Genomic DNA, 23,261 nt, shown 5'->3' on the forward strand with positions numbered 1-23,261 from the left:
ACACCACGACCGGCTGACCGCATGCGTGCCGATCGCGTCTTCGCGTACGGCGCCGCCGCCGGCCTCCTCGGTGACCTCCTCCTGGGCGATCCGCGCCATGGGCATCCCGTCGCCGCCTTCGGGCGGGCCGCCGGGGCCGTGGAGCGGAAGCTGTGGCGGGATCACCGGGGATGGGGCGCGCTGCACACCGCCGTGTGTGCCGGCGGCGCCGTCGCCCTCGGTGCCGTGGCCGACCGGGCCGTACGTACGTCTCCCGCCGCATCCCTCGCCCTCACCGGCGCCGCCACCTGGGCCGTCGTCGGGAGCACGTCGCTCGCCCGGGAGGCCCGAGGCATCGGGCGCGCCCTGGAGGCCGGCGACGTGACCGGGGCCCGGGCGCGGCTGCCGCGGCTGTGCGGGCGGGACCCGCAGGCCCTCGACGCCCACGGGATCGCCCGGGCCGTCGTGGAGTCCGTCGCCGAGAACACGTCCGACGCCGTCGTGGGCGCCCTGGTGTGGGGGGCCGTGGGCGGCGTGCCCGGGCTGCTCGGGTTCCGCGCCGTGAACACCCTCGACGCCATGGTCGGGCACAGGTCCCCCCGCTATCTGCGGTACGGCTGGGCCTCGGCGCGGCTCGACGACGCCGCCGGCTGGCCGGGGGCGCGGCTCACCGCCGTACTCGCCGCGGCCGCAGGCCCCGACCCGCGCGGCGCCCTGCGCGCCTGGCGCACCGACGCCCGCCGCCACCCGAGCCCCAACGCCGGTCCGGTCGAGGCCTCCTTCGCGGGCGCCCTGGGGGTACGGCTCGGTGGAACCCTGTCCTACGCGGGCCGCGTCGAGCACCGCCCGGTGCTCAACAGCACCGGCCGCACCGTCACCGCCCCGGACATCGAACGGGCCGTACGGCTCTCGCGGCGCGTGGGCTGGCTCGCGCTCGGCGCCGCCGTCGCCGTGCGCGCGGCCGTCACCGCCGCGGCACGAGCGAAGGGGCGTGCCTCATGAGCGGTGGACTCCTCGTCGCCGGCACCACCTCCGACGCCGGCAAGAGCGTCGTCACCGCCGGGATCTGCCGGTGGCTGGTGCGGCAGGGCGTCAAGGTCGCGCCGTTCAAGGCGCAGAACATGTCCCTCAACTCGTTCGTGACGCGCGAGGGCGCGGAGATCGGCCGGGCGCAGGCCATGCAGGCCCAGGCCTGCCGCGTCGAGCCGACGGCGCTGATGAACCCCGTGCTGCTCAAGCCCGGCGGCGACCGGAGCAGCCAGGTCGTGCTGCTCGGCAAGCCGGTCGGCGAGCTGAGCGCGCGCGGCTATCACGGCGGGCGGCAGCAGCAGCTGCTCGGCACCGTGCTGGACAGCCTCGCCGAACTGCGCGGCACCTACGACGCGGTGATCTGCGAGGGGGCCGGATCCCCCGCCGAGATCAATCTGCGGCGCACCGACATCGTCAACATGGGGATCGCGCGCGGCGCCCGGCTGCCCGTGCTCGTCGTCGGCGACATCGACCGGGGCGGCGTCTTCGCCTCCTTCTTCGGCACCGTCGCCCTGCTCGCGCCCGAGGACCAGGAACTGGTCGCCGGGTTCCTGGTCAACAAGTTCCGCGGGGACGTCTCGCTGCTCGAACCCGGCCTCGACATGCTGCACGCGCTCACCGGCCGGCGGACGTACGGCGTGCTGCCCTTCCAGCACGGGCTCGGCATCGACGAGGAGGACGGACTGCGCGTGTCCCTGCGGGGAGCGGTCCGCGAGTCCACCGTCGCCCCGCCCGTCGGTGAGGACGTGCTGCGGGTCGCCGTCTGCGCGATCCCGCTCATGTCCAACTTCACCGACGTGGACGCCCTGGCCGCCGAGCCGGGCGTCGTGGTGCGGTTCGTGGACCGGCCCGAGGAACTGGCCGACGCCGATCTCGTCGTGATCCCGGGCACCCGGGGGACGGTCAAGGCGCTCGCCTGGCTGCGCGAGCGCGGGCTGGCGGACGCGATCGTGCGCCGGGCCTCGGAAGGACGCCCCGTCCTCGGCGTCTGCGGCGGCTTCCAGATCCTCGGCGAGCAGATCGAGGACGAGGTCGAGAGCCGGGCGGGCCTGGTCGACGGGCTCGGCGTGCTGCCCGTCCGCGTGCGCTTCGCCCGCGAGAAGACGCTCACCCGGCCGGTCGGCGAGGCCCTCGGCGAACCCGTCGAGGGATACGAGATCCACCACGGCGTCGCCCAAGTCAGCGCCGGTGAGCCCTTCCTGGACGGCTGCCGGGTCGGCCACACCTGGGGCACGCACTGGCACGGCTCGCTGGAGTCGGACGGCTTCCGGCGGGCCTTCCTGCGCGAGGTGGCGGCCGCCGCGGGCCGCCGCTTCGTCCCGGCCCCCGACACCTCGTTCGCCGCGCTGCGCGAGGAGCAGCTCGACCGGCTCGGCGACCTGATCGAACAGCACGCGGACACGGACGCGCTGTGGCGGCTCATCGAGTCGGGCGCGCCGCAAGGACTGCCTTTCATTCCCCCGGGAGCACCCGCATGAGCACAGTGTTGTTGTTGTCGACCGCCGACACCGATCTGCTGGCGGCCCGTGCCTCCGGCGCCTCCTATCTCATCGGCAACCCGACCCGGGTCGACGTCACCGAGGAGCTTCCCGGGCTGATCGAGGCCGCGGACCTCGCCGTCGTACGGCTGCTCGGCGGCAAGCGGGCCTGGGAGGACGGGCTGGCCGCGCTGAAGGCGTCCGGCATCCCGACCGTGCTGCTCGGCGGGGAGGCCGTGCCCGACGCCGAGTTGATGGCCGAGTCGTCCGTCCCCGCCGGTGTCGTGGCCGAGGCGCTGCGCTACCTGGTCGAGGGCGGACCGGCGAACCTCACCGAGCTGGCCCGGTTCCTCTCCGACACCGTGCTGCTGACCGGCGAGGGCTTCGAGGAGCCGCGGAAGATGCCCGGGTACGGCGTCCACGGCGAGCGTGCCGTCGTGGCGGGCCGCCCGACCGTCGGCGTGCTCTTCTACCGGGCCCACGAAATGAGCGGCAACACCGCCTTCGTCGACACCCTGTGCGACGCGATCGAGGCGCACGGCGCCAACGCCCTTCCGGTGTACTGCGGTTCGCTGCGCGGCGCGGATCCCGGGCTCTACGAGCTGCTGGGGAGGGCCGACGCCCTGGTCGCCACGGTGCTGGCCGCGGGCGGCACACATGCCTCGCAGGCCTCGGCGGGCGGTGACGAGGAGGCCTGGGACATCGGAGCCGTGGCGGATCTCGACGTCCCTGTTCTGCAAGGGCTGTGCCTCACGTCCTCGCGTGCCGCCTGGGACGCGTCCGACGCGGCCCTCTCCCCCATGGACGCGGCGATGCAGGTCGCGATCCCGGAGTTCGACGGGCGTCTGATCACGGTGCCGTTCTCCTTCAAGGAGCAGGGCCCGGACGACGTGCCGGTGTACGTCGCCGACCCCGAGCGGGCCGGACGCGTCGCCGGAATCGCCGTACGGCACGCCCGGCTGGGGCACAAGGCGAACGCCGCCAAGAAGCTCGCGCTCGTCTTCACCGCGTACCCGACCAAGCACTCCCGCGTCGGCAACGCGGTCGGCCTGGACACGCCCGCGTCGGCGGTCCGCATCCTGGACGCGCTCAAGGAGGCCGGCTACGGCGTCACCGAATACCCGGACAACGGCGACGAGTTGATCCACCGGCTCATCGAGGCCGGCGGACACGACGTCGAATGGCTCACCGAGGAGCAGCTCGCCGCCGCGCCGGCGCGCGTGCCGCTGGCCGACTACCGGGCCTGGTTCGACAAGCTCGACCCTGAACTCCGGGACGCCATGCTGGAGGCGTGGGGTGAACCGCCGGGCAGCCTGTACGTGGACGGCGACGACATCGTGCTGGCGTCGCTCCGGTTCGGGAACGTCGTGGTCATGATCCAGCCGCCGCGCGGCTTCGGCGAGAACCCGATCGCGATCTACCACGACCCCGACATGCCGCCATCGCACCACTACATGGCCGCCTACCGGTGGCTGGAAGCCGCAGCATCGGAGGGGGGCTTCGGCGCGGACGCGATCGTCCACATGGGCAAGCACGGCACGATGGAGTGGCTGCCGGGCAAGGGGCTCGGACTGTCGCGCGAGTGCGCCCCGGACGCGGTGCTCGGCGAGCTGCCGCTGATCTATCCGTTCATCGTCAACGACCCCGGCGAGGGCACCCAGGCCAAGCGGCGCGGGCACGCCACCGTGGTCGACCACCTGGTGCCGCCGATGGCGCGGGCGGACACGTACGGGGATCTGGCGAAGCTGGAGCAACTGCTGGACGAGTACGCGCTGGTGAGCGACCTCGACCCGACGAAGGCACCGGCCGTGCGCGCCCAGATCTGGACGCTGGTCAAGGCCGCCGAGCTGCACCACGACCTGCACGTGGACGAGCAGCCGGAGGACGACGAGTTCGACGAGTTCGTCATGCACATCGACGGCTATCTGTGCGAGATCAAGGACGTGCAGATCCGCGACGGGCTGCACATCCTGGGCGGCGGACCGGTGGGCGAGCCACGCGTGAACCTCGTCCTCGCCGTACTGCGCGCCTCCCAGGTGTGGGGCGGCCAGGCGAACGCGCTGCCGGGCCTGCGGACTTCGCTGGCCGCTCATTTCGGCCTGGTGGAGAAGGAGTTGCTGGCCGAGCCGGGCGCGCCGGTGAAGGTGCCGGCGGAGCTGACGGACCTGGTGGAGGGTCCGGCGCGGACGGGCGCCGACGCGATCGACCTGCTGGAGCAACTGTGCCGGAGGCTCGCGGAGGGGATGGAGTCCCGGGACTGGGACGTCACGGCGGCCCCGGCTCTCGTCCGTGAGGCGGTGGACACCGAACTTCCTGACGCCGTCACGGTGTTGGAGTTCGCGTGCGAGGAGGTCGTGCCCCGGCTGGCGCGGACCACGGACGAGATCGGTCACATCCTGCGGGCGCTGGACGGCGGTTACGTCCCGGCCGGCCCGTCGGGCTCACCGACGCGCGGTCTCGTCAACGTCCTGCCGACCGGCCGCAACTTCTACTCCGTCGACCCCAAGGCCATTCCCTCCCGGCTGAGTTGGGAGGTCGGCCAGTCGCTCGCCGACTCGCTCGTGCAGCGGTACCTGGCCGACACGGGCGCGTACCCGAAGTCCGTCGGCCTGACGGTGTGGGGCACGTCCGCGATGCGCACCCAGGGCGACGACATCGCCGAGATCCTCGCGCTGCTGGGCTGCCGCCCGGTGTGGGACGACGCCTCGCGCCGGGTGACCGGCTTCGAGGTGATCCCCCTGGAGGAGCTGGGCCGCCCGCGCATCGACGTCACGGTCCGCATCTCCGGCTTCTTCCGGGACGCGTTCCCCCACGTGGTCGGCATGATCGACGACGCGGTCCGGGCGGTGGCCGAGCTGGACGAGCCGGCCGAGTCCAACTACGTCCGCGCGCACGTGGACGAGGACACCGCCGAGCACGGCGACCGGCGGCGCGCCACGGCCCGCGTCTTCGGCTCCAAGCCCGGCGCGTACGGCGCGGGCCTGCTGCCCCTGATCGATGCCCGCAACTGGCGCAGCGACGCCGACTTGGCCGAGGTGTATGCCGTCTGGGGCGGCTACGCCTACGGGCGCGGGCTCGACGGGCGGGCGGCGCGCGGGGACATGGAGACGGCGTTCCGGCGGATCGCGGTGGCGGCGAAGAACGTCGATACGAGGGAGCACGATCTCGTCGACGCGGACGACTACTTCCAGTACCACGGCGGCATGGTGGCGATGGTGCGCCATCTGACGGGCGCGAGCCCCGAGGCGTACGTCGGCGACTCCGCCGTACCGGACCAGGTGAAGACGCGGACGCTCGGCGAGGAGACGCACAGGGTCTTCCGCGCCCGTGTGGTCAACCCGCGCTGGATGAGCGCGATGAGAAGGCACGGCTACAAGGGCGCCTTCGAGATGGCGGCGACCGTTGACTACCTGTTCGGGTACGACGCCACGGCCGGGGTCGTGGACGACTGGATGTACGAGAAGTTGTCGGCCGAGTACGTCTTCGACGCCGAGAACCGGGACTTCATGACGAAGTCCAACCCCTGGGCCCTGCGGGGCATCACGGAGCGGCTGCTGGAGGCGGCCGACCGGGGGCTGTGGGCCGAGCCGGACGCGGACACGCTGGAGCGGCTGCGGGCCACCTACCTGGAGCTGGAAGGCGACTTGGAGGGCGACGAGAAGTGACCACCCCGTTTCCGTTCACGGCCGTCGTCGGCCAGGACGACCTGCGGCTCGCACTGCTGCTGAACGCGGTCTCTCCGGCGGTCGGCGGCGTCCTCGTGCGCGGCGAGAAAGGTACCGCCAAGTCCACGGCCGTACGCGCCCTTTCGGCGCTGCTACCGGAGGTCGACGTGGTCTCCGGGTGCCGTTTCTCCTGCGACCCCAGCTCCCCCGACCCCGACTGCCCGGACGGCCCGCACGCGTCGGGGGCGTCCCGGCCCCGGCAGGCGCGCATGGTCGAACTGCCGGTCGGCGCCTCCGAGGACCGGCTGGTCGGCGCCCTCGACATCGAGCGGGCGCTCGCCGAGGGCGTGAAGGCGTTCGAGCCGGGCCTGTTGGCCGACGCGCACCGCGGGATCCTGTACGTCGACGAGGTCAACCTCCTCCACGACCACCTGGTCGACCTGCTGCTGGACGCCGCCGCCATGGGCGCCTCGTACGTCGAGCGCGAGGGTGTCTCCGTACGGCATGCGGCGCGCTTCCTGCTCGTCGGGACCATGAATCCCGAGGAGGGCGAACTGCGGCCGCAGTTGCTCGACCGGTTCGGGCTGACCGTGGAGGTCGCGGCCTCGCGCGAGCCCGATCAGCGTGTGGAGGTCGTACGGCGGCGGCTGGCGTACGACGACGATCCCGCCGACTTCGCCGCGCGCTGGGCCGACGAGGAGGCCGCCGTCCGGCAACGGATCGTGGCGGCACGAGAGTTGCTGCCGAAGGTGCGGCTCGGTGACGGGGCGCTCCGGCAGATCGCGGCGACGTGTGCGGCCTTCGAGGTCGACGGCATGCGTGCCGACATCGTGATGGCGCGCACCGCCACCGCGCTGGCCGCCTGGGCCGGGCGCACCGACGTGCTCGCCGAGGACGTACGGCAGGCCGCCTTGCTCGCGCTGCCGCACCGCAGGCGTCGTAACCCCTTCGACGCTCCGGGACTTGACGAGGACAAGCTCGACGAGACCCTGGAGGCCTTCTCCGGGGACGACGATCCGGACCCCGACCCGGACCCCGATCCGGACGGCCCCGGCGGAGGCGGTGGGCAGCCGTCGCCCGACGAGGGGCCGCAGGGCGGTGACTCCGGCGCGCAGCCCGAGGCCGGTGAGGGCGGGGAGCCGCAGACCGCCGGTGCCGGTTCGGGTGAGCGGTCGCCGGTGGGGGCCGCCGAGCCCTTCCGTACCAAGGTGCTGAGCGTGCCCGGGATCGGCGAGGGCGCGGCCGGGCGACGTTCGCGGGCGCGGACCGAGCACGGGCGGACGACGGGGGCACGCCGCCCCCAAGGCGCCCTGACCAAGCTGCATTTGGCGGCGACCGTGCAGGCGGCCGCGCCGCATCAGCGGGCGCGGGGCCGGTCCGGTCCTGGGCTGGTCGTCCGCCGGGACGATCTGCGGCAGGCGACCCGTGAGGGGCGTGAGGGCAACCTCGTCCTTTTCGTCGTCGACGCCTCCGGCTCGATGGCGGCGCGGCAGCGGATGAGTGCCGTGAAGGGCGCCGTGCTGTCGCTGCTGCTCGACGCCTATCAACGGCGGGACAAGGTGGGGCTGGTGACCTTCCGGGGCTCGTCCGCCGAGGTCGCGCTGCCGCCCACCTCGTCCGTGGACGCGGCCGCGGTCCGGCTGGAGTCGCTGCCCACGGGTGGGCGTACGCCGCTGGCCGCCGGGCTGCTCAAGGCGCACGAGGTGCTGCGGGTGGAGCGGCTTCGGGATCCGGCGCGGCGGCCGCTGGTCGTGGTGGTGACCGACGGGCGGGCCACCGGCGGGCCGGAGCCGGTCGCGCTGGCCGGGCGGGCGGCGCGGCTGTTCGCGGCCGAGAGTGTCGCCTCCGTGGTCGTGGACTGCGAGTCGGGGCCGGTGCGGCTGGGGCTGGCCGGGCGGCTCGCAAAGGAGCTGGGCGCTGCGGCGGTGACGTTGGACGAGCTGCGGGCGGACTCGATCGCCGGGCTGGTCAGGGAAGTTCAGGGCAACAGGAGGGCGGCGTAATGCCGAAGGGACAGCCGAGTGTCGTACCGGACGACGGGCTGACGACCCGCCAGCGGCGCAACCGTCCGCTGGTCGTCGTGCACACGGGCGTCGGCAAGGGCAAGTCCACGGCCGCCTTCGGGCTGGCGCTGCGCGGCTGGAACCAGGGGTGGCCCATCGGGGTGTTCCAGTTCGTCAAGTCGGCGAAGTGGAAGGTCGGCGAGGAGCGGGCGCTGCGGGTGCTCGGCGACTCGGGCGAGGGTGGCACGGTCGACTGGCACAAGATGGGCGAGGGCTGGTCCTGGGTGCAGCGGGACGCCCAGATGGACAACGAGGAGAAGGCGCGGGAGGGCTGGGAGCAGGTCAAGCGGGACCTGGCGGCGGAGACGTACGGGCTGTACGTGCTGGACGAGTTCGCTTACCCGATGCACTGGGGGTGGGTCGACACCGACGAGGTGGTCGACGTGCTGCGAAGCCGGCCCGGTACCCAGCATGTCGTGATCACCGGGCGGAACGCGCCGGAGAAGCTGGTGGACTTCGCGGACCTCGTGACCGACATGTCCAAGGTCAAGCACCCCATGGACGTGGGGCAGAAGGGTCAGAAGGGCATCGAGTGGTGATGGCGTCGGTGCCTCGGCTGGTCATCGCCGCGCCGTCCTCCGGCAGCGGCAAGACCACCGTCGCCACGGGACTGATGGCCGCGCTCGCCGCGCGGGGGCTCGCCGTGTCCCCGCACAAGGTCGGGCCGGACTACATCGACCCCGGGTACCACGCGCTGGCCACGGGGCGCGTGGGACGCAACCTCGACGCGTACCTGTGCGGGTCCGAGTTGATCGCTCCGCTGTTCGCGCACGGTGCGCGCGGGTGCGACATCGCCGTCGTCGAGGGGGTGATGGGGCTGTACGACGGGGCCGCGGGTGAAGGGGAGTTGGCCTCCACGGCACACGTGGCGAAGCTGCTGCGGGCGCCGGTGGTGCTCGTGGTCGACGCGTCGTCGCAGTCGCGGTCGGTGGCCGCGCTGGTGCACGGGTTCGCGTCCTGGGATCCGGAGGTGCGGGTCGGGGGCGTGATCCTGAACAAGGTCGCGTCGGACCGGCACGAGGAGCTTCTGCGGGAGGCGCTGGACTCGGCCGGGGTGCCGGTGCTGGGGGTGCTGCGGCGGGCTCCGCAGGTGGACACGCCGTCCCGGCATCTGGGGCTGGTGCCGGTCGCCGAGCGACGTGCTGCCGCGACGGAGGCGGTAGCGGCTATGGCCTCGCAGGTCTTCGAGGGGTGCGATCTGGAGGCGTTGGTCGCGCTGGCGCGGAGTGCGGGAGCAGTGCCAGGTGCGGCTTGGGATGCGGCCGAGGCCATGGTGGTTTCGCCCCCGCCGACCCTACCCGTCCCGTCCCTGGGGGCTGCGCCCCCAGACCCCCGCCTTCGGCCTGAACGGCCTCGTCCTCAAACGCCGGACGGGCTGAATTCAGCCGGATCGGGCTCGAAGGTGACGGTCGCCGTCGCCGGCGGTCCCGCCTTCACCTTCTCCTACGCCGAGCACGCCGAGTTGCTCACCGCCGCCGGTGCCGAGGTCGTCGTCCTCGACCCGCTGCGGGACGAGGAACTGCCCGCGGACACGGCGGGGTTGGTCATCGGCGGCGGCTTCCCCGAGGTGTATGCCGCCGAGCTGTCCGCCAACGAGTCGCTGCGCAAGGCCGTCGCGGTGCTCGCGGAGTCGGGTGCTCCTGTCGCCGCCGAGTGTGCCGGGCTGCTCTATCTGTGCCGGGAGCTGGACGGGCTCCCCATGTGCGGGGTGCTGGACGCGGGCGCACGGATGACGGACCGGCTCACCCTGGGATACCGGGACGCGGTCGCCGTCGGGGACAGCGTGCTCGCGGTCGCCGGGACGCGGATGCGGGGGCACGAGTTCCACCGGACGGTCGTCGAGCCGGGCTCGGGGGCGGCGCCCGCCTGGGGCGTGCGCGGGCCGGGGCGGCCGCGCGTCGAAGGTTTCGTGCAGCAGGGCGTGCACGCGAGTTACCTGCACACGCACTGGGCGTCCGAGCCCGGTGTGGCCCATCGGTTCGTGGAGAGGTGCCGTACGTCATGAGCAGCAGGCTGATCGGAGTCGGGGTGGGGCCGGGCGACCCCGAGCTGGTGACCGTCAAGGGGGTCAACGCCCTGCGCGGCGCCGATGTCGTCGTCGTACCGGTGATGGCCGGGGCGGACGGGACGGACGGCGGGGAGCCGGGGCGTGCCGAGGCGACCGTGCTGCACTACGTGCCCGGGGACAAGGTCGTCCGGGTGGTGTTCGCGCTCAACGAGCGGTCCGACCGGGCGCGGCGGGAGGCCGCCTGGGACGCGGCCGGTGAGCGGGTCGCCGGGCTGTTGCGTGAGCACGGCCGCGTCGCCTTCGCGACCATCGGCGATCCGAACGTGTACTCCACCTTCACGTATCTCGCGCAGACGATCGCCGCCCTGGTGCCGGGCGTCGTAGTGGAGACGGTGCCGGGTATCACCGCCATGCAGGACCTCGCGGCGCGCTCCGGGGCGGTGCTGACGGAGGGGACCGAGCCGCTCACGCTCGTGCCGGTGACCGCGGGGGCCACCGTGCTGAAGGACGCGCTCGGGGGGCCGGGGACGGTCGTCGCGTACAAGTTCGGGCGGCAGGCGGGCGAGGTCGCCGAGGCGCTGCGGGAGAGCGGGCGCATCGAGGACGCGGTGTGGGGGTCGGCGCTCGGGCTGGCGGAGGAGTCCATCCGGCCGGCCGCCGAGCTGGACGGGGCCGCGTTGCCGTACCTGTCCACGCTCATCGCGCCCGCGCGGCGCGAGGGCGGGCGGGGCGGCAAGCTGTGAGTCCTTCGGCCGCGTCAGCCGGAGCCGGCGACGCCCACCACGAGCCAGATGAACGCCGCCCCGGCCACCGTGCACAGCAGGGTCGAGCGGGCGGGGTGCTGGTGGTGGGCCTCGGGGAGGATCTCGGCCGCGGCGAGGTAGAGGAGCGCGCCGCCGAAGAGGCCGAGGTAGCCGCCGAGCAGGGGCTCCGGGATGGTGACGAAGACGGTCGAGGCGGCGCCCACGACCGGTGCGCAGGCGTCGGCGACGAGCATCGCGATGGCTTTGCGGCGCGCGTTGCCGTACAGGCTCGTGATGGTGAACGTGTTGAATCCGTCCGCGAAGTCGTGCGCGATCACGGCGAGCGCGACCGAGGCGACCATGCCGCCGCCCACCTGGGCGGCCGCACCGATCGCCACGCCGTCCATGGCGCTGTGGCCGACCATCGCGGCCGCCGCCACGAGACCCACCTCAGGTGTCCGGTGACGGTGGTCGTCGGCGCCGTGCGTGCACGCGTCGACGTGTTCCTCGGCGCCGTGGGCGGCCTGCCGGGTGGCCAGCAGGCGTTCCACCAGATGGGCCATGAGGAAGCCGGCCACGAACAGCAGCAGGGCCGCCGGTACGCCGAACACCTCCTTGCCCGCCGTTCTGAGCGCCTCCGGGAGCAGGTCCAGGCCGACCACCCCGAGCATCAGCCCGCCGGCCAGGCCCAGGACCAGGTGGCGGCGGTCGGTCACATGCTGTGCCGTCCAGCCGCCGGCCAACGTCATCAGGAACGCGCCGAGCGCAATGAGGACCGCCATGGGCCCTTGCTATCCGATCGGACCCCGGTCGCGCACCTCAGGCCGCGTCCCGGACCACGCGCCGGCCCGTGCTTCGCCCGTACTCCCCGCGATTTTTCATGAGTTTTCGTACGAGAGGACCTTTCCCATGGCCGATGCCCCCACCGGCAAGGTGACCTTCGTCGGTGCCGGCCCCGGCGCCGCCGACCTGCTGACGTTCCGTGCCGCGCGCGCCATCGCCGAGGCGGACGTGGTGATCTGGGCGGCGAGCCTGGTCCAGGCGGAGGTCCTCGATCACGCGCGCGAGGACGCTGAGATCCTGGACTCGGCGACGATGTCGCTGGAGGACGTCGTCGCCGTGTACGAGCGGGCCCGCGCGGCGGGGCTGCGCGTCGCCCGTATCCACTCCGGCGACCCGGCGCTGTGGGGCGGCACGCAGGAGCAGCTCGACCGGTGCGCCGAGCTCGGCATCGCGACGGAGGTCGTGCCCGGCGTCTCCTCCTTCTCGGCCGTCGCCGCGCTCGCCCGGCGCGAGCTGACCATCCCCGAGGTGGCGCAGTCCGTCGTCCTCACCCGGCTCGGCGGCGGCAAGACGCCGATGCCGCCCGGCGAGGAGGTGCGCGAGTTCGCCCGGCACGGCACCACCATGGCGGTCTTCCTGTCCGCGGCCCGCAGCGGCCAGCTGGTCCGGGAGCTGCTGGAGGGCGGTTACCCGACGACCACGCCGGTCGTCGTCGCGTACCAGGCGACCTGGCCGGAGGAGCTGATCGTGACGTGCACGATCGGCACGCTGGAGGAGACGGTCAAGGAGCACAAGCTCTGGAAGCACACGCTCTTCCTGGTCGGCCCGGCGCTGGATTCCCGCGGTACGCGCTCGCACCTCTACCACCCGGGCCACTTCCACGGCTTCCGCAAGGCCGACCCGGCGGCCCGCAGGGCCCTGCGCGAGCGGGGGGCGAGCACGTGATCACGGTCGTCGGTACGGGCACGGGGGCGCCGGTCCCCGAGGATGTCCTCGCGGCGGCCGAACTGGTCGTCGGCGGCCGACGGCACCTGACGGCCACGCGGCTCCCGGAGTCCGCGGAGCACGTGGTACTCGGCCCACTGGCGCCCGCGCTCGACACCATCGCGGAGTACGTCGAGAAGGAGCGGCCGGTCGTCGTGCTGGCCTCCGGGGATCCCGGGTTCTTCGGGATCGTGCGGGCGCTGGCCGAGCGGTTCGGGGCGGGGCGTCTCGACGTGCGGCCGGGTGTGTCGTCGGTCGCCACGGCGTTCGCGCGGCTCGGGCTGCCCTGGGACGACGCGGTCGTGGTGAGCGCACACGGGCGTGACCTGCGCACGGCCGTCAACGTCTGCCGGGCGCATCCCAAGGTCGCCGTCTTGACCGGGCCCGGTGCGGGGCCGGCCGAGCTGGGTGCCGCGCTCGACGGCGGGCGGGTCCTCGTGGTGGCGAGCGCGCTCGGCGATCCGGAGCACGAGCGCGTGGAGCGGGTGACGCCCGCCGAGGCCGCGGCCCGGGACTGGGGTACGGCGGTGAGCGTGGTGCTGTGCCTGGACGAGGCCCGGGCGGTGGGCGCCGTGCGGACGGTCGCCGGGGTGCCCGAGCGGCCCGCTCGCTGGGCCCTGGAGGAGGGCGAGTTCGCGCACCGGGACTCGATGATCACCAAGTTCGAGGTGCGGGCGCTGGCACTGGCCCGGCTCGGGCCCGGGCCGGGCGACCTGGTCTGGGACGTCGGGGCGGGCTCCGGGTCGGTGGCGGTCGAGTGCGCGCGGCTCGGCGCCGCCGTCGTCGCCGTCGAGAAGACCCCCGACGGGGTCGGGCGCATCCGCGCCAACGCCGAGGCGCACGGCGTCGATGTGCGCGTGGTGCACGGGGCGGCGCCGGCGGCGCTGTCCGGCCTGGACGATCCCGACGCGGTGTTCGTGGGCGGCGGAGGGGCCGAACTGCCCGCCGTCGTCACGGCGTGCGCACGGCGCGCCCGGCGGACTGTGGTGGTCGCCGTGGCCGCCCTGGACCGGGTGCCGGCGGCGCGCGAGGCGCTCACCGGCGCCGGGTTCTCCTGCGACGGGGTGCTGCTCCAGTCGTCGCGGCTGGCGCCGCTGCCGGGCGACGTGACCCGGCTCGCGGCGACCAATCCCGTCTTCCTGCTGTGGGGCGAGAGGCCCCGAGCCCGTACCGAAGGAGTTGCACAGTGATCGGCCTGATATCCACCACCGCGGCGGGGGCGGCGGCGCGGGACCGGCTGGCGGCGGCCTGGCCGGAGCGCACGCGGGTGTACGGCGGACCGGTCGGGGACGCCGTCCGGGCCGCGTTCGCGGAGTGCGAGCAGCTGGTGTGCTTCCTGGCCACGGGGGCCGTGGTACGGCTGCTGGCCCCGCTGCTCGGCGACAAGACCCGCGATCCGGGCGTGGTGTGCGTCGACGAGGGCGGGCGGTTCGCCGTGTCCCTGGTGGGCGGCCACGGCGGCGGCGCCAACGAACTGGCTCATGAGGTGGGCGGGTTGCTGGGCGCGGAGCCGGTGGTGACGACCGCGACCGACAGCGTCGGGCTGCCCGGCCTGGACACGCTCGGGTTCCCCCTCGAGGGCGCCGTCGCGAGCGTCTCGCGGGCGCTGCTCGACGGCGAACCCGTCGCCCTGGACGCCGAGTTGCCCTGGCCGCTGCCGCCGTTGCCCGTGGCGAACGCGGCTCCGCAGGGGTCGTACACCATCCGGCTGACCGACCGCGTGGTCGAGGCCGGTGAGCGCGAGGTGCTGCTGCGGCCGCCGTCCCTCGTCGTCGGCGTCGGCGCCTCCAAGGGGGCGCCCGTCGAGGAGGTGCTCGGGCTGGTGGAGGCCGCGCTGCGGGACGCCGGTCTGTCGGTGGCGTCGCTCGCCGAACTGGCCACGGTGGACGCCAAGTCGGCCGAACCGGGCATCGTCGAGGCCGCCGCACGCCTCGCCGTGCCCCTGGTGACGTACTCCGCCGAGGAGTTGGCGGCGGTAGGGGTGCCCAACCCCTCCGACGCGCCGCTGGCCGCCGTCGGCACCCCGTCGGTCGCGGAGGCCGCCGCCCTGGTCCGCGGGGGCGAACTCCTCGTCCCCAAGCGGAAGTCGGTGCGTGCGGACGGGCAGCCCGCGAGGGCCACCTGTGCCGTCGTACGGCGGCCGGGGCGCGGACGGCTCGCGGTGGTCGGGCTCGGTCCCGGCGCCCGCGATCTGCTCACCCCGCGCGGCGAGGCGGAGCTGCGCCGCGCTTCCGTGCTCGTCGGGCTCGACCAGTACGTCGATCAGATCCGCGATCTGCTGCGGCCCGGCACCCGGGTCCTGGAGTCCGGGCTCGGCGCCGAGGAGGAGCGGGCGCGGACGGCGGTCGCCGAGGCCCGCGAGGGGCACGCGGTCGCGCTGATCGGCAGCGGGGACGCGGGCGTGTACGCCATGGCCTCCCCCGCGCTCGCCGAGGCGTCCGACGACATCGACGTGGTCGGCGTGCCCGGCGTGACGGCGGCGCTGGCCGCCGGGGCGATCCTGGGTGCGCCGCTCGGGCACGACCATGTGTCGATCAGCCTCTCCGACCTGCACACGCCGTGGGAGGTCATCGAGCGGCGGGTACGGGCGGCGGCCGAGGCGGACCTCGTGGTCACCTTCTACAACCCCCGTTCGCGGGGCCGCGACTGGCAGTTGCCGAAGGCCCTCGCCGTCCTCGCCGAGCACCGCGCGCCGACGACGCCCGTCGGTGTCGTACGCAACGCCTCGCGGCCGGACGAGTCCAGCCGGCTGACGACCTTGACCGCGCTGGACCCGGCGACGGTCGACATGATGACGGTCGTGACCGTGGGCAACACGGCGACCCGCACGATCGCGGGGCGGATGGTCACGCCGCGCGGCTACCGCTGGCAGGAGGAGCCGAAGTGACCGAGGTGCCCCGCGTGGTCCACCCGATCGAGCAGGAGTCCTTCCGGCGGCTGCGCGCCCGCCTGGACACCTCGCACCTCCCGCCGCTGACCCGGGCGGTGGTGGAGCGGGTCATCCACTCCGCCGCCGATCTGGAGTACGCGACCGATCTCGTCCTGGACGAGGCCCACTTGAGGCCCGCGCACGCGGCGCTGCACGCCGGGGCGCCGGTGGTGGTCGACGTCGAGATGGTCGCGGCCGGGATCACCCGGCGGGATACCGTCTGCCGCCTCAAGGACGCCAGGTCCGGTCCCGGGCTGACACGTTCGGCGCACGCGATCCGGCTGGCCTACGAGGAGGTCGGATCCGGCGCGCTGTGGGTGATCGGCTGTGCCCCGACCGCCCTGGAGGAACTGCTGACGCTGGACGCCCGGCCCGCACTCGTCATCGGCCTGCCCGTCGGCTTCGTCGGCGCGGCCGAGTCCAAGGCCGCGTTGCGCGACAGCGGGCTGCCCGCCGTCAGCAACGTGTCCGAGAAGGGCGGCTCGGCGGTCGCCGCCGCCGCGCTCAACGCTCTGCTGTACCAACCCCTTTCACCGACACCGTCACCGGAGGAGAACCCGTGACCACCCCGCCGCCCGCCCTGCTCATCGCCGGCCACGGCACCCGGGACGACGCCGGAGCCGAGGCGTTCCGCTCGTTCGTACAGGAGTTGGGGCGCCGTCACCCCGAACTGCCCGTCGCGGGCGGCTTCATCGAGCTGTCCCCGCCGCCGCTCGGCGAGGCCGTCGCCGAGCTGGTGGAGCGGGGCGTACGCCGGTTCGCCGCCGTTCCGCTGATGCTGGTGTCCGCCGGGCACGCCAAGGGCGACATACCGGCGGCCCTGTCCCGCGAGAAGGAGCGGCACCCCGGTATCTCGTACACGTACGGCCGCCCGCTGGGCCCGCACCCGGCGCTGCTGAACGTGCTGGAGCGGCGGCTGGACGAGGCGCTCGGGGGTGCCGCGGACCGGGCCGACGTGACCGTGCTGCTGGTCGGCCGCGGCTCGACCGATCCCGACGCCAACGCCGAGGTGCACAAGGCGGCGCGGCTGCTGTGGGAGGGGCGCGGGTACGCGGGCGTGGAGACGGCGTTCGTGTCGCTGGCGGCGCCGGACGTGCCGAGCGGGCTGGAGCGGTGCGCCCGGCTGGGCGCGCAGCGGATCGTCGTGCTCCCCTACTTCCTCTTCACCGGCATCCTCCCGGACCGGGTGCGGCGGCAGACCGAGGACTGGGCGCGGGCGCACCCCGAGGTGGAGGTGCGCTCGGCGGACGTGATCGGCCCCGAGCCGGAGCTGCTCGACCTCGTGTGGGAACGGTACGAGGAGGCCGTCCGGGGCGACCTGCGGATGAACTGCGACTCGTGTGTGTACCGCATCGCGCTGCCGGGCTTCGAGGACAAGGTGGGCCTGCTGCAGCAGCCGCACTTCCACCCGGACGACGAGGGGCACGCCCACGGCCACGGACATGGCCACGGGCATCACCACCACGACGGGCACGCGCATGCGCACTGAGGGCTCGGGGAGACCGGAGAGCCGCGAGGACGGGCACGACCTGCGCCACCACGGCGACGCCGAGGTCCGTGACGACGGCTCGGCCCTGGTCGACCTGGCCGTCAACGTCCGCGCCGACACTCCCCCGGCCTGGCTGCGCGACCATATCGCCGAGTCGCTGACGCGTCTCGCGGCCTACCCGGACGGCCGTGCCGCGCGGGCTGCGGTGGCGGCGCGGCACGGGGTCGCGGCGGAGCGGGTGCTGCTGACGGCGGGTGCGGCCGAGGCGTTCGTGCTGCTGGCGCGCGCCCTGAAGATACGGCAACCGGTCGTGGTGCACCCGCAGTTCACGGAGCCGGAGGCGGCGCTGCGGGACGCGGGGCACACGGTCGACCGGGTGCTGCTGCGGGCGGCGGACGGCTTCCGGCTGGACCCGGCGGCCGTTCCCGAGGACGCCGACCTGGTGGTGATCGGCAACCCGACGAACCCCACGTCGGTCCTGCACCCGGCCGCGGCCATCGCCGAACTGGCCCGCCCCGGGCGGACGTTGGTGGTGGACGAGGCGTTCATGGACGCCGTGCCCGGTGAACGCGAGACGCTGGCCGGGCGCACGGACATCCCCGGCCTGGTGGTGCTGCGCAGCCTGACGAAGACGTGGGGCCTGGCCGGCCTGCGGATCGGCTACGTACTGTCCGCCCCGGAGACGATCGCCGCACTGGAGCGGGCCCAGCCGTTGTGGCCGGTGTCCACCCCCGCACTCGCGGCCGCCGAGGCATGCGTGGCCCCGCGCGCCCTGGCCGAGGCGGCCCACGCGGCCCACCGCGTCGCGGCCGACCGGGCCCACCTGCTGGGGGGCCTGACCTCGTTCGCCGACCGAGGAGTACGGGCGGCGGAGCCCGCCGAGGGCCCGTTCCTCCTGGTCCGTATGCCGGATGCCGCGGCCGTACGGCGCCGCCTGCGCGAACTCGGCTTCGCCGTACGGCGGGCGGACACCTTCCCCGGCCTCGACGCGGAGTGGCTGCGGCTGGCGGTGCGGGACAGAAGGACGACGGACGCCTTCCTGCGGGCCCTCGACGAGGCGTTGGCTACTGGACGACCTGCCCGTTGAGCACCACGCGGCTGGGCGCCGCCAGGACCCGTACGTCCGCTCGCGGATCGCCCTCGTACACCACGAGGTCGGCCGCCGCGCCCTCCTCCAGGCCGGGTCGGCCGAGCCAGGCCCGCGCCCCCCAGCTGGTCGCGGACACGGCGTCGACGGGAGGGATCCCGGCGGTGACCAGTTCCGCGACCTCGCCCGCGACCAGGCCGTGGGCGAGGTGGCCCCCGGCATCGGTGCCGACGTACACCGGGATCCCGGCGTCGTAGGCGCCGCGCACCGTGTCGTAGCGCCGCTCGTACAGCCGCCGCATGTGTGCCGACCAGGTGGGGTACTTGGCGTCGCCGCCCGCGGCGAGGCCGGGGAAGGTGGCGGTGTTGACGAGGGTGGGGACGATCGCGACACCGCGCTCGGCGAAGAGGGGGATCAGATCGTCGGTCAGCCCCGTGGCGTGCTCGATGCAGTCGATGCCGGCCTCGACGAGGTCCCGCAGGGAGCTCTGGGCGAAGCAGTGCGCGGTGACGCGGGCGCCGAGCCGGTGGGCCTCGGCGATGGCCGCCTCGACGGCCTCGCGCGGCCAGCAGGCGGCCAGGTCGCCGAGGCCGCGGTCGATCCAGTCACCGACGAGCTTGACCCAGCCGTCGCCGCGGCGCGCCTCCTGGGCGACGTACGCGACCAGTTCGTCCGGCTCGACCTCGTGGGCGTAGTTCCTTATGTAGCGGCGGGTTCGGGCGATGTGCCGCCCGGCGCGGATGATCTTCGGCAGGTCGTCGCGGTCGTCGACCCAGCGGGTGTCGGAGGGCGAGCCCGCGTCACGGATCAGCAGCGTCCCCGCCTCGCGGTCGGCCAGCGCCTGCTTCTCGGCGGTGTCCGCGTCCACCGGCCCGTCCGCCCCGAGTCCCACATGACAGTGCGCGTCGACCAGACCGGGCAGCGCCCACCCCGCCACGGTCCGCACGTCACGGGCACCGGCGGGACGGTCGTAGGTGATCCGCCCCCCGACGACCCACAGCTCGTCGCGCACCTCCTGCGGACCCACGAGGATCCGCCCCTTCACGTGCAGCACCGCGTGATCGCTCATGCCCCGCACCTTAACTGGCGCCTCACCCACGTGGACATGAGTCCCCGCAGGCGCTCACCACACCATTCGCCGTCGCAGCCCTCGAGTCCTCGTTCACCGAGCGGGGAACTACGCGCCCTCACCCACCTGTTCCGACGTCTCCTCCTCCACCTCGGCCATCGCCGGGTCGAGGAGGCGGGAGAGGAAGTGGCGGGTGCGTTCGTGCTGGGGGTTGGTGATGACCTGGTCGGGGGTGCCGTCCTCGACGATCACGCCGCCGTCCATGAAGACGACCCGGTCGGCGACCTCGCGGGCGAAGGTCATCTCGTGGGTGACGACCATCATCGTCATGCCCTCGTTCGCGAGCCTGCGCATCACGGCGAGGACGTCGCCCACCAGCTCGGGGTCGAGCGCCGAGGTCGGCTCGTCGAAGAGCATCACCTCGGGCCCCATCGCCAGCGCGCGGGCGATGGCGACGCGCTGCTGCTGGCCGCCGGAGAGGGAGGACGGGTAGGCGTCCGCCTTCTCCGCGAGGCCGACCCGCTCCAGGTTCTCCGCGGCGACCTTCGCGGCCGTCGCCTTGTCCCGGCCGAGCACCCGGCGCTGGGGCAGGGTGAGGTTCTCGGTCACCGACAGGTGCGGGAACAGGTTGAACTGCTGGAAGACCATGCCGATGCGGCGGCGTACGGCGTCGATGTCGACGTCGGGGTCGGTGATCTCGGCACCGCTGACGAAGACCTGGCCCTTGGTGGGCTCCTCCAGGAGGTTCACACAGCGCAGCAGGGTCGACTTGCCCGAGCCCGACGGGCCGATGACGCAGACGACCTCGCCCTGGTTGATCTCCAGGTCGATGCCGCGCAACACCTGGTTGTCGCCGAACGACTTGTGCAGGTCGCGGACTTGGATCTCGGGGCGGGTCACCGGACGGCCTCCTGGCTCCTGGACTCCATGCGGCGTACGACGAAGCTGAGCGGCACGGTGACCAGGAGATAGCACAGGCCCGCGACCAGGATCGGCGTGGAGTTGGCGGTCGTGCTGGCCAGGTCGTTGCCGAACTTGGACAGTTCGCGCTCCTCCAGGGTGACGCCGAGGAACAGCACCAGCGAGGAGTCCTTGAAGAGCAGGACGAGTTCGTTGGTGAGCGGCGGCAGGATGATGCGGAAGGCCTGCGGCAGGATGATCGAGATCATGGCCTTGGCCGGGGAGAAGCCCAGTGAACGGGCCGCCTCCATCTGCCCCTTGGGCACGGCCTGGATGCCCGCGCGGATCGTCTCCGCCATGTAGGCGGCCGCGACCAGGCCGAGCGCGACGGCGACCTTGCCGTACGTCCCACCCGGGAACTCGACCCCCGGGAAGGCGAGCGGCACGGCGACGCCGACGAAGATGAAGATCAGCAGGGCGGGCAGCCCGCGGAAGATCTCGATGTAGATGCCCGCGATCCAGCGGTAGGGCCCCACGGACGACAGCCGCATCAGCGCGACGACCATGCCGAGGACGAGTCCGACGACGAAGCCGGACAGCGTGTACAGCACGGTGTTCTTCAGCGCCAGCGTGATGACGTCCGGGAACATCTGCTTGGCGATGGCCAGCTGTGCGAACTGGTTCTGCAGCCGTCCCCAGTCGGCCGAGGCCGCGAAGGCGGCCACGGCGGCGACGAAGACGGCGTACTGGATGCCACGCGACAGGGTGCGCTTCTGGCGGCGGCTCAGGCCCTTCTTGCGGGGCTGGAGTGCTACGTCGGTATCGGTCGTCATGAGGTCAGGAGGCCGCCGGCGACGCGGCCGACTCGTCGTACGGGCCGATCCACTTCTCGTAGATCTTCTTGTACGTGCCGTCGGCCTTGGCGTCCTTGATCGCCTTGTCGATGGCGGCGAGCAGCTTGGTGTTGCCCTTCTTCACCGTGAAGCCGTACTGCTCACCGGTGTTGAGGTTGCCGACCACCTTGAAGGCGTCGGCGTTGGCCTTGTCCTTCAGCCAGCCCTGGACGACCGGGTAGTCGATGACGACGGCCTGGACCTGCCCGCTGCGCAGGCCGTTGAGGACCGCGTCGGAGGAGTGGAAGGAGATCGGGTCGTAGCCCTTGCTCTTGACGTAGTCCTCGCCGGTCGTCTGCGCCTGGGCGCCGAGCTTCTTGTGCTTGGCCTTGACGTCGGCCAGCGAGTTGATGCCGCTCTTCTTGTCGACCAGGACGGCCTGGGTGGCGTTGAAGTACGGCACCGAGAAGTCGACGTTCTTCTTGCGCTCGGGCGTGATGGTCATGCCGGCGGCGGCCAGGTCGCACTGGCCGGAGTTCAGGAAGGCGCCGGTCTTGAAGTTCTCGAACGGCGTGTCCAGGATCTGCTGCTTCACGCCGAGGTCCTTGGCGACCAGGTCGATCAGGGAGACGTCGAAGCCCTGGACCTTGCCGCCGATCTCCGACTGGAACGGCGGGTACGGCAGGTGGGTGCAGGTGGTGAGCTGGCCGGCCTTGACGAGCTGGACCCCGCCGGCGGCGGTCTTCTTGGCGCCGCCGCCGCTGTCGCTCGACGAGCAGCCGGCTACCAGAGCCAGCCCGGCCGCGGCGGTGATGGCGGCCAGGACACGGGCCCGGCGCCCGAGGAGCGTGGTCACGGGACCTCCTGTGAGGAGCATTGGATTCCGATTGTGCGGCTTCCGATTATAAGGAGATGTTTGAGTCTCTCAAATCAAACCCGTGATCCAGGGGCCGTACGGCCTCCGAAGTCGGCCGCCGCGCCGGCGGCGCAGGCCCTCGTCATACCCTCGTCGGAGCCGACCCACGCGACCGACCGGAGAGAGCACCGCCGTGACCCACCCCTTCCTCGAACTGCCCCCGCTGAGCGCCGCACGCTTCGCCTCCGTCGAGGACCGGGTGGCCCGGCTGCTCGACACCCGGCGGGACGTCGTGATCATGCAGGGCGAGGCGCTGCTGCCGCTGGAGGGCGCGATCCGCGGCACGGCGGGACCGGGCACGACCGCACTGAACGTGATCACCGGTCCGTACGGGCAGACCTTCGGCGACTGGCTGCGGGACTGCGGCGCCACGGTGATCGACCTGTCGGTGCCCTTCCACACGGCGGTGACCGCCGACCAGGTCCGGGAGGCCTTCGCCGAGCACCCGGAGATCGACTTCGTGTCCCTGGTGCACGCGGAGGCGGCGACCGGCAACACCAACCCGGTCGCGGAGATCGGCGAGGTGGTGCGGGAGCACGGCGCGCTGTTCTACCTGGACGCGGTCGCCTCCGTCGGCGCCGAGCCGGTGCTGCCGGACGCATGGGGCGTGGACCTGTGCGTGATCGGGGCGCAGAAGGCGATGGGCGGCCCGGCGGGCGTCTCGGCGGTGTCGGTGAGCGAGCGGGCGTGGGCCCGGATGGCCGCGAACCCGCGGGCGCCGCGCCGGTCGTACCTGTCGCTGCTCGACTGGAAGGAGCGCTGGGTCGACGGCGGCCGCAAGGTGCTGCTGCACGCGCCGGCCCAGCTGGAGATGCTGGCGCTGGAGGCGTGTCTGGAGCGGATCGAGTCGGTGGGCCTGGACACGGTGATGAGCCGGCACCGAAGCGCCGCGCTGGCCACCCGGGCGGGCGCGCTCGCGCTGGGCGGGGGCCTGGAGCCGTATGTGTACGAGGCTGCGGACGCGGCGCCGGTCGCGACGACCCTGCGGGTGCCGTCCGGCGTGGTCGCGTCGGAACTGGTCGCCCGGGCGCTGGAGAGCGACCCCACGCTGCCGCTGGCCGCGGGCGGGGGCGCCCTGGCGAAGGAGATGATCCGCGTCAACCACTACGGGGCGGACGCGACGGCGCAGGCGGTGCGGGCTTCCCTGACGGCACTCGGCGAGGCCCTGGACGGCAACGACGCGGGCGTGGACGTCGAGGGCGCGCGCCGGGCCGTGGAGTCCGCCTGGCGGTAAACGGCAGGGCGGTCAGCGGTGAGCGGCCGGGTACGCGCAAGTCACATGCGGCGGCCCGGCCGCCGTGTCATC

19 protein-coding genes are annotated in these 23,261 nt (G+C 73.4%); 14 read left to right on the forward strand and 5 right to left on the reverse strand.

Annotated features, from left to right (window positions below; all coding sequences use genetic code 11):
- Positions 1-21 precede the first annotated feature (21 nt).
- The 7 genes from ABZ910_RS02865 to cobI are packed head-to-tail and all read left to right on the forward strand — an operon-like array spanning position 22 to position 10,965.
- Entirely contained in the window at positions 22-981 is a 960-nt protein-coding gene (locus ABZ910_RS02865) for a cobalamin biosynthesis protein (protein ID WP_361358178.1), read from the forward strand.
- Positions 978-2,486: a cobyric acid synthase gene (locus ABZ910_RS02870; protein ID WP_361358181.1), complete on the forward strand. Its 1,509-nt coding sequence runs from the start codon at positions 978-980 to the stop codon at positions 2,484-2,486. The genes ABZ910_RS02865 and ABZ910_RS02870 overlap by 4 nt, the downstream gene beginning before the upstream one ends.
- Positions 2,483-6,151, forward strand: coding sequence for a cobaltochelatase subunit CobN (cobN, locus tag ABZ910_RS02875; RefSeq protein ID WP_361358184.1), 3,669 nt, complete (start codon positions 2,483-2,485; stop codon positions 6,149-6,151). The genes ABZ910_RS02870 and cobN overlap by 4 nt, the downstream gene beginning before the upstream one ends.
- Positions 6,148-8,154 carry a putative cobaltochelatase gene (locus ABZ910_RS02880; RefSeq protein WP_361358186.1) on the forward strand — a complete coding sequence of 669 codons (2,007 nt, stop codon included), beginning with the start codon at positions 6,148-6,150 and terminating at the stop codon, positions 8,152-8,154. The genes cobN and ABZ910_RS02880 overlap by 4 nt, the downstream gene beginning before the upstream one ends.
- Positions 8,154-8,753 carry a cob(I)yrinic acid a,c-diamide adenosyltransferase gene (gene cobO, locus ABZ910_RS02885; RefSeq protein WP_361358188.1) on the forward strand — a complete coding sequence of 200 codons (600 nt, stop codon included), beginning with the start codon at positions 8,154-8,156 and terminating at the stop codon, positions 8,751-8,753. Before ABZ910_RS02880 ends, cobO begins: the two co-directional genes overlap by 1 nt.
- A complete protein-coding gene (locus tag ABZ910_RS02890; RefSeq protein ID WP_361358191.1) occupies positions 8,753-10,219 on the forward strand; it encodes a cobyrinate a,c-diamide synthase in 1,467 nt (488 codons plus the stop codon). Before cobO ends, ABZ910_RS02890 begins: the two co-directional genes overlap by 1 nt.
- Positions 10,216-10,965: a precorrin-2 C(20)-methyltransferase gene (gene cobI, locus ABZ910_RS02895; RefSeq protein WP_361358193.1), complete on the forward strand. Its 750-nt coding sequence runs from the start codon at positions 10,216-10,218 to the stop codon at positions 10,963-10,965. The genes ABZ910_RS02890 and cobI overlap by 4 nt, the downstream gene beginning before the upstream one ends.
- Positions 10,966-10,979: 14 nt before the next feature.
- Here cobI and ABZ910_RS02900 read toward each other — a convergent pair whose 3' ends face one another.
- Positions 10,980-11,747 (reverse strand): ZIP family metal transporter, encoded by a 768-nt coding sequence (locus ABZ910_RS02900; RefSeq protein WP_361358196.1) that lies wholly within the window; start codon positions 11,745-11,747, stop codon positions 10,980-10,982.
- A gap of 127 nt (positions 11,748-11,874) precedes the next feature.
- Between ABZ910_RS02900 and cobM the strand changes: the two genes are divergently transcribed.
- From cobM to cobC, 6 genes are read left to right on the forward strand one after another with little or no spacing between them, the layout of a single operon-like run.
- Positions 11,875-12,693, forward strand: a complete 819-nt coding sequence (gene cobM / locus ABZ910_RS02905) for a precorrin-4 C(11)-methyltransferase (RefSeq protein WP_361358199.1) — start codon at positions 11,875-11,877, stop codon at positions 12,691-12,693.
- Positions 12,690-13,922 (forward strand): precorrin-6y C5,15-methyltransferase (decarboxylating) subunit CbiE, encoded by a 1,233-nt coding sequence (gene cbiE / locus ABZ910_RS02910; RefSeq protein ID WP_361358202.1) that lies wholly within the window; start codon positions 12,690-12,692, stop codon positions 13,920-13,922. Before cobM ends, cbiE begins: the two co-directional genes overlap by 4 nt.
- The gene (gene cobJ / locus ABZ910_RS02915) at positions 13,919-15,619 is read left to right on the forward strand and encodes a precorrin-3B C(17)-methyltransferase (RefSeq protein ID WP_361358204.1); all 1,701 of its coding nucleotides are present in this window, start codon (positions 13,919-13,921) and stop codon (positions 15,617-15,619) included. The genes cbiE and cobJ overlap by 4 nt, the downstream gene beginning before the upstream one ends.
- Before the next feature lie 5 nt (positions 15,620-15,624).
- Positions 15,625-16,224: a precorrin-8X methylmutase gene (locus ABZ910_RS02920; protein ID WP_361359060.1), complete on the forward strand. Its 600-nt coding sequence runs from the start codon at positions 15,625-15,627 to the stop codon at positions 16,222-16,224.
- On the forward strand, positions 16,221-17,150 hold the full coding sequence (locus ABZ910_RS02925) for a sirohydrochlorin chelatase (RefSeq protein ID WP_361358207.1): 930 nt from the start codon (positions 16,221-16,223) through the stop codon (positions 17,148-17,150). Before ABZ910_RS02920 ends, ABZ910_RS02925 begins: the two co-directional genes overlap by 4 nt.
- Positions 17,140-18,237, forward strand: a complete 1,098-nt coding sequence (gene cobC / locus ABZ910_RS02930; RefSeq protein ID WP_361359063.1) for an Rv2231c family pyridoxal phosphate-dependent protein CobC — start codon at positions 17,140-17,142, stop codon at positions 18,235-18,237. The genes ABZ910_RS02925 and cobC overlap by 11 nt, the downstream gene beginning before the upstream one ends.
- Here the strand turns inward: cobC and ABZ910_RS02935 are convergent.
- The 4 genes from ABZ910_RS02935 to ABZ910_RS02950 all read right to left on the reverse strand — a co-directional run bounded on the left by ABZ910_RS02935 (position 18,215) and on the right by ABZ910_RS02950 (position 21,895).
- Positions 18,215-19,306, reverse strand: coding sequence for an amidohydrolase family protein (locus ABZ910_RS02935; RefSeq protein WP_361358210.1), 1,092 nt, complete (start codon positions 19,304-19,306; stop codon positions 18,215-18,217). The two genes, cobC and ABZ910_RS02935, sit on opposite strands and share 23 nt — an antisense overlap.
- A 108-nt stretch (positions 19,307-19,414) precedes the next feature.
- Positions 19,415-20,206, reverse strand: coding sequence for an amino acid ABC transporter ATP-binding protein (locus ABZ910_RS02940; RefSeq protein ID WP_361358213.1), 792 nt, complete (start codon positions 20,204-20,206; stop codon positions 19,415-19,417).
- Positions 20,203-21,039, reverse strand: coding sequence for an amino acid ABC transporter permease (locus ABZ910_RS02945; protein WP_361358216.1), 837 nt, complete (start codon positions 21,037-21,039; stop codon positions 20,203-20,205). The genes ABZ910_RS02940 and ABZ910_RS02945 overlap by 4 nt, the downstream gene beginning before the upstream one ends.
- Before the next feature lie 4 nt (positions 21,040-21,043).
- Entirely contained in the window at positions 21,044-21,895 is an 852-nt protein-coding gene (locus ABZ910_RS02950; RefSeq protein WP_361358219.1) for a transporter substrate-binding domain-containing protein, read from the reverse strand.
- Positions 21,896-22,088: 193 nt separating this feature from the next.
- Here ABZ910_RS02950 and ABZ910_RS02955 point away from each other — a divergent pair, with 193 nt between their 5' ends.
- Entirely contained in the window at positions 22,089-23,189 is a 1,101-nt protein-coding gene (locus ABZ910_RS02955; RefSeq protein ID WP_361358222.1) for an aminotransferase class V-fold PLP-dependent enzyme, read from the forward strand.
- The last annotated feature ends 72 nt before the right edge of the window (positions 23,190-23,261 follow it).

Origin of the sequence: Streptomyces sp. NPDC046805, assembly GCF_040645355.1 — a bacterium.
In the GTDB taxonomy this organism is placed as follows: Bacteria; Actinomycetota; Actinomycetes; order Streptomycetales; family Streptomycetaceae; genus Streptomyces.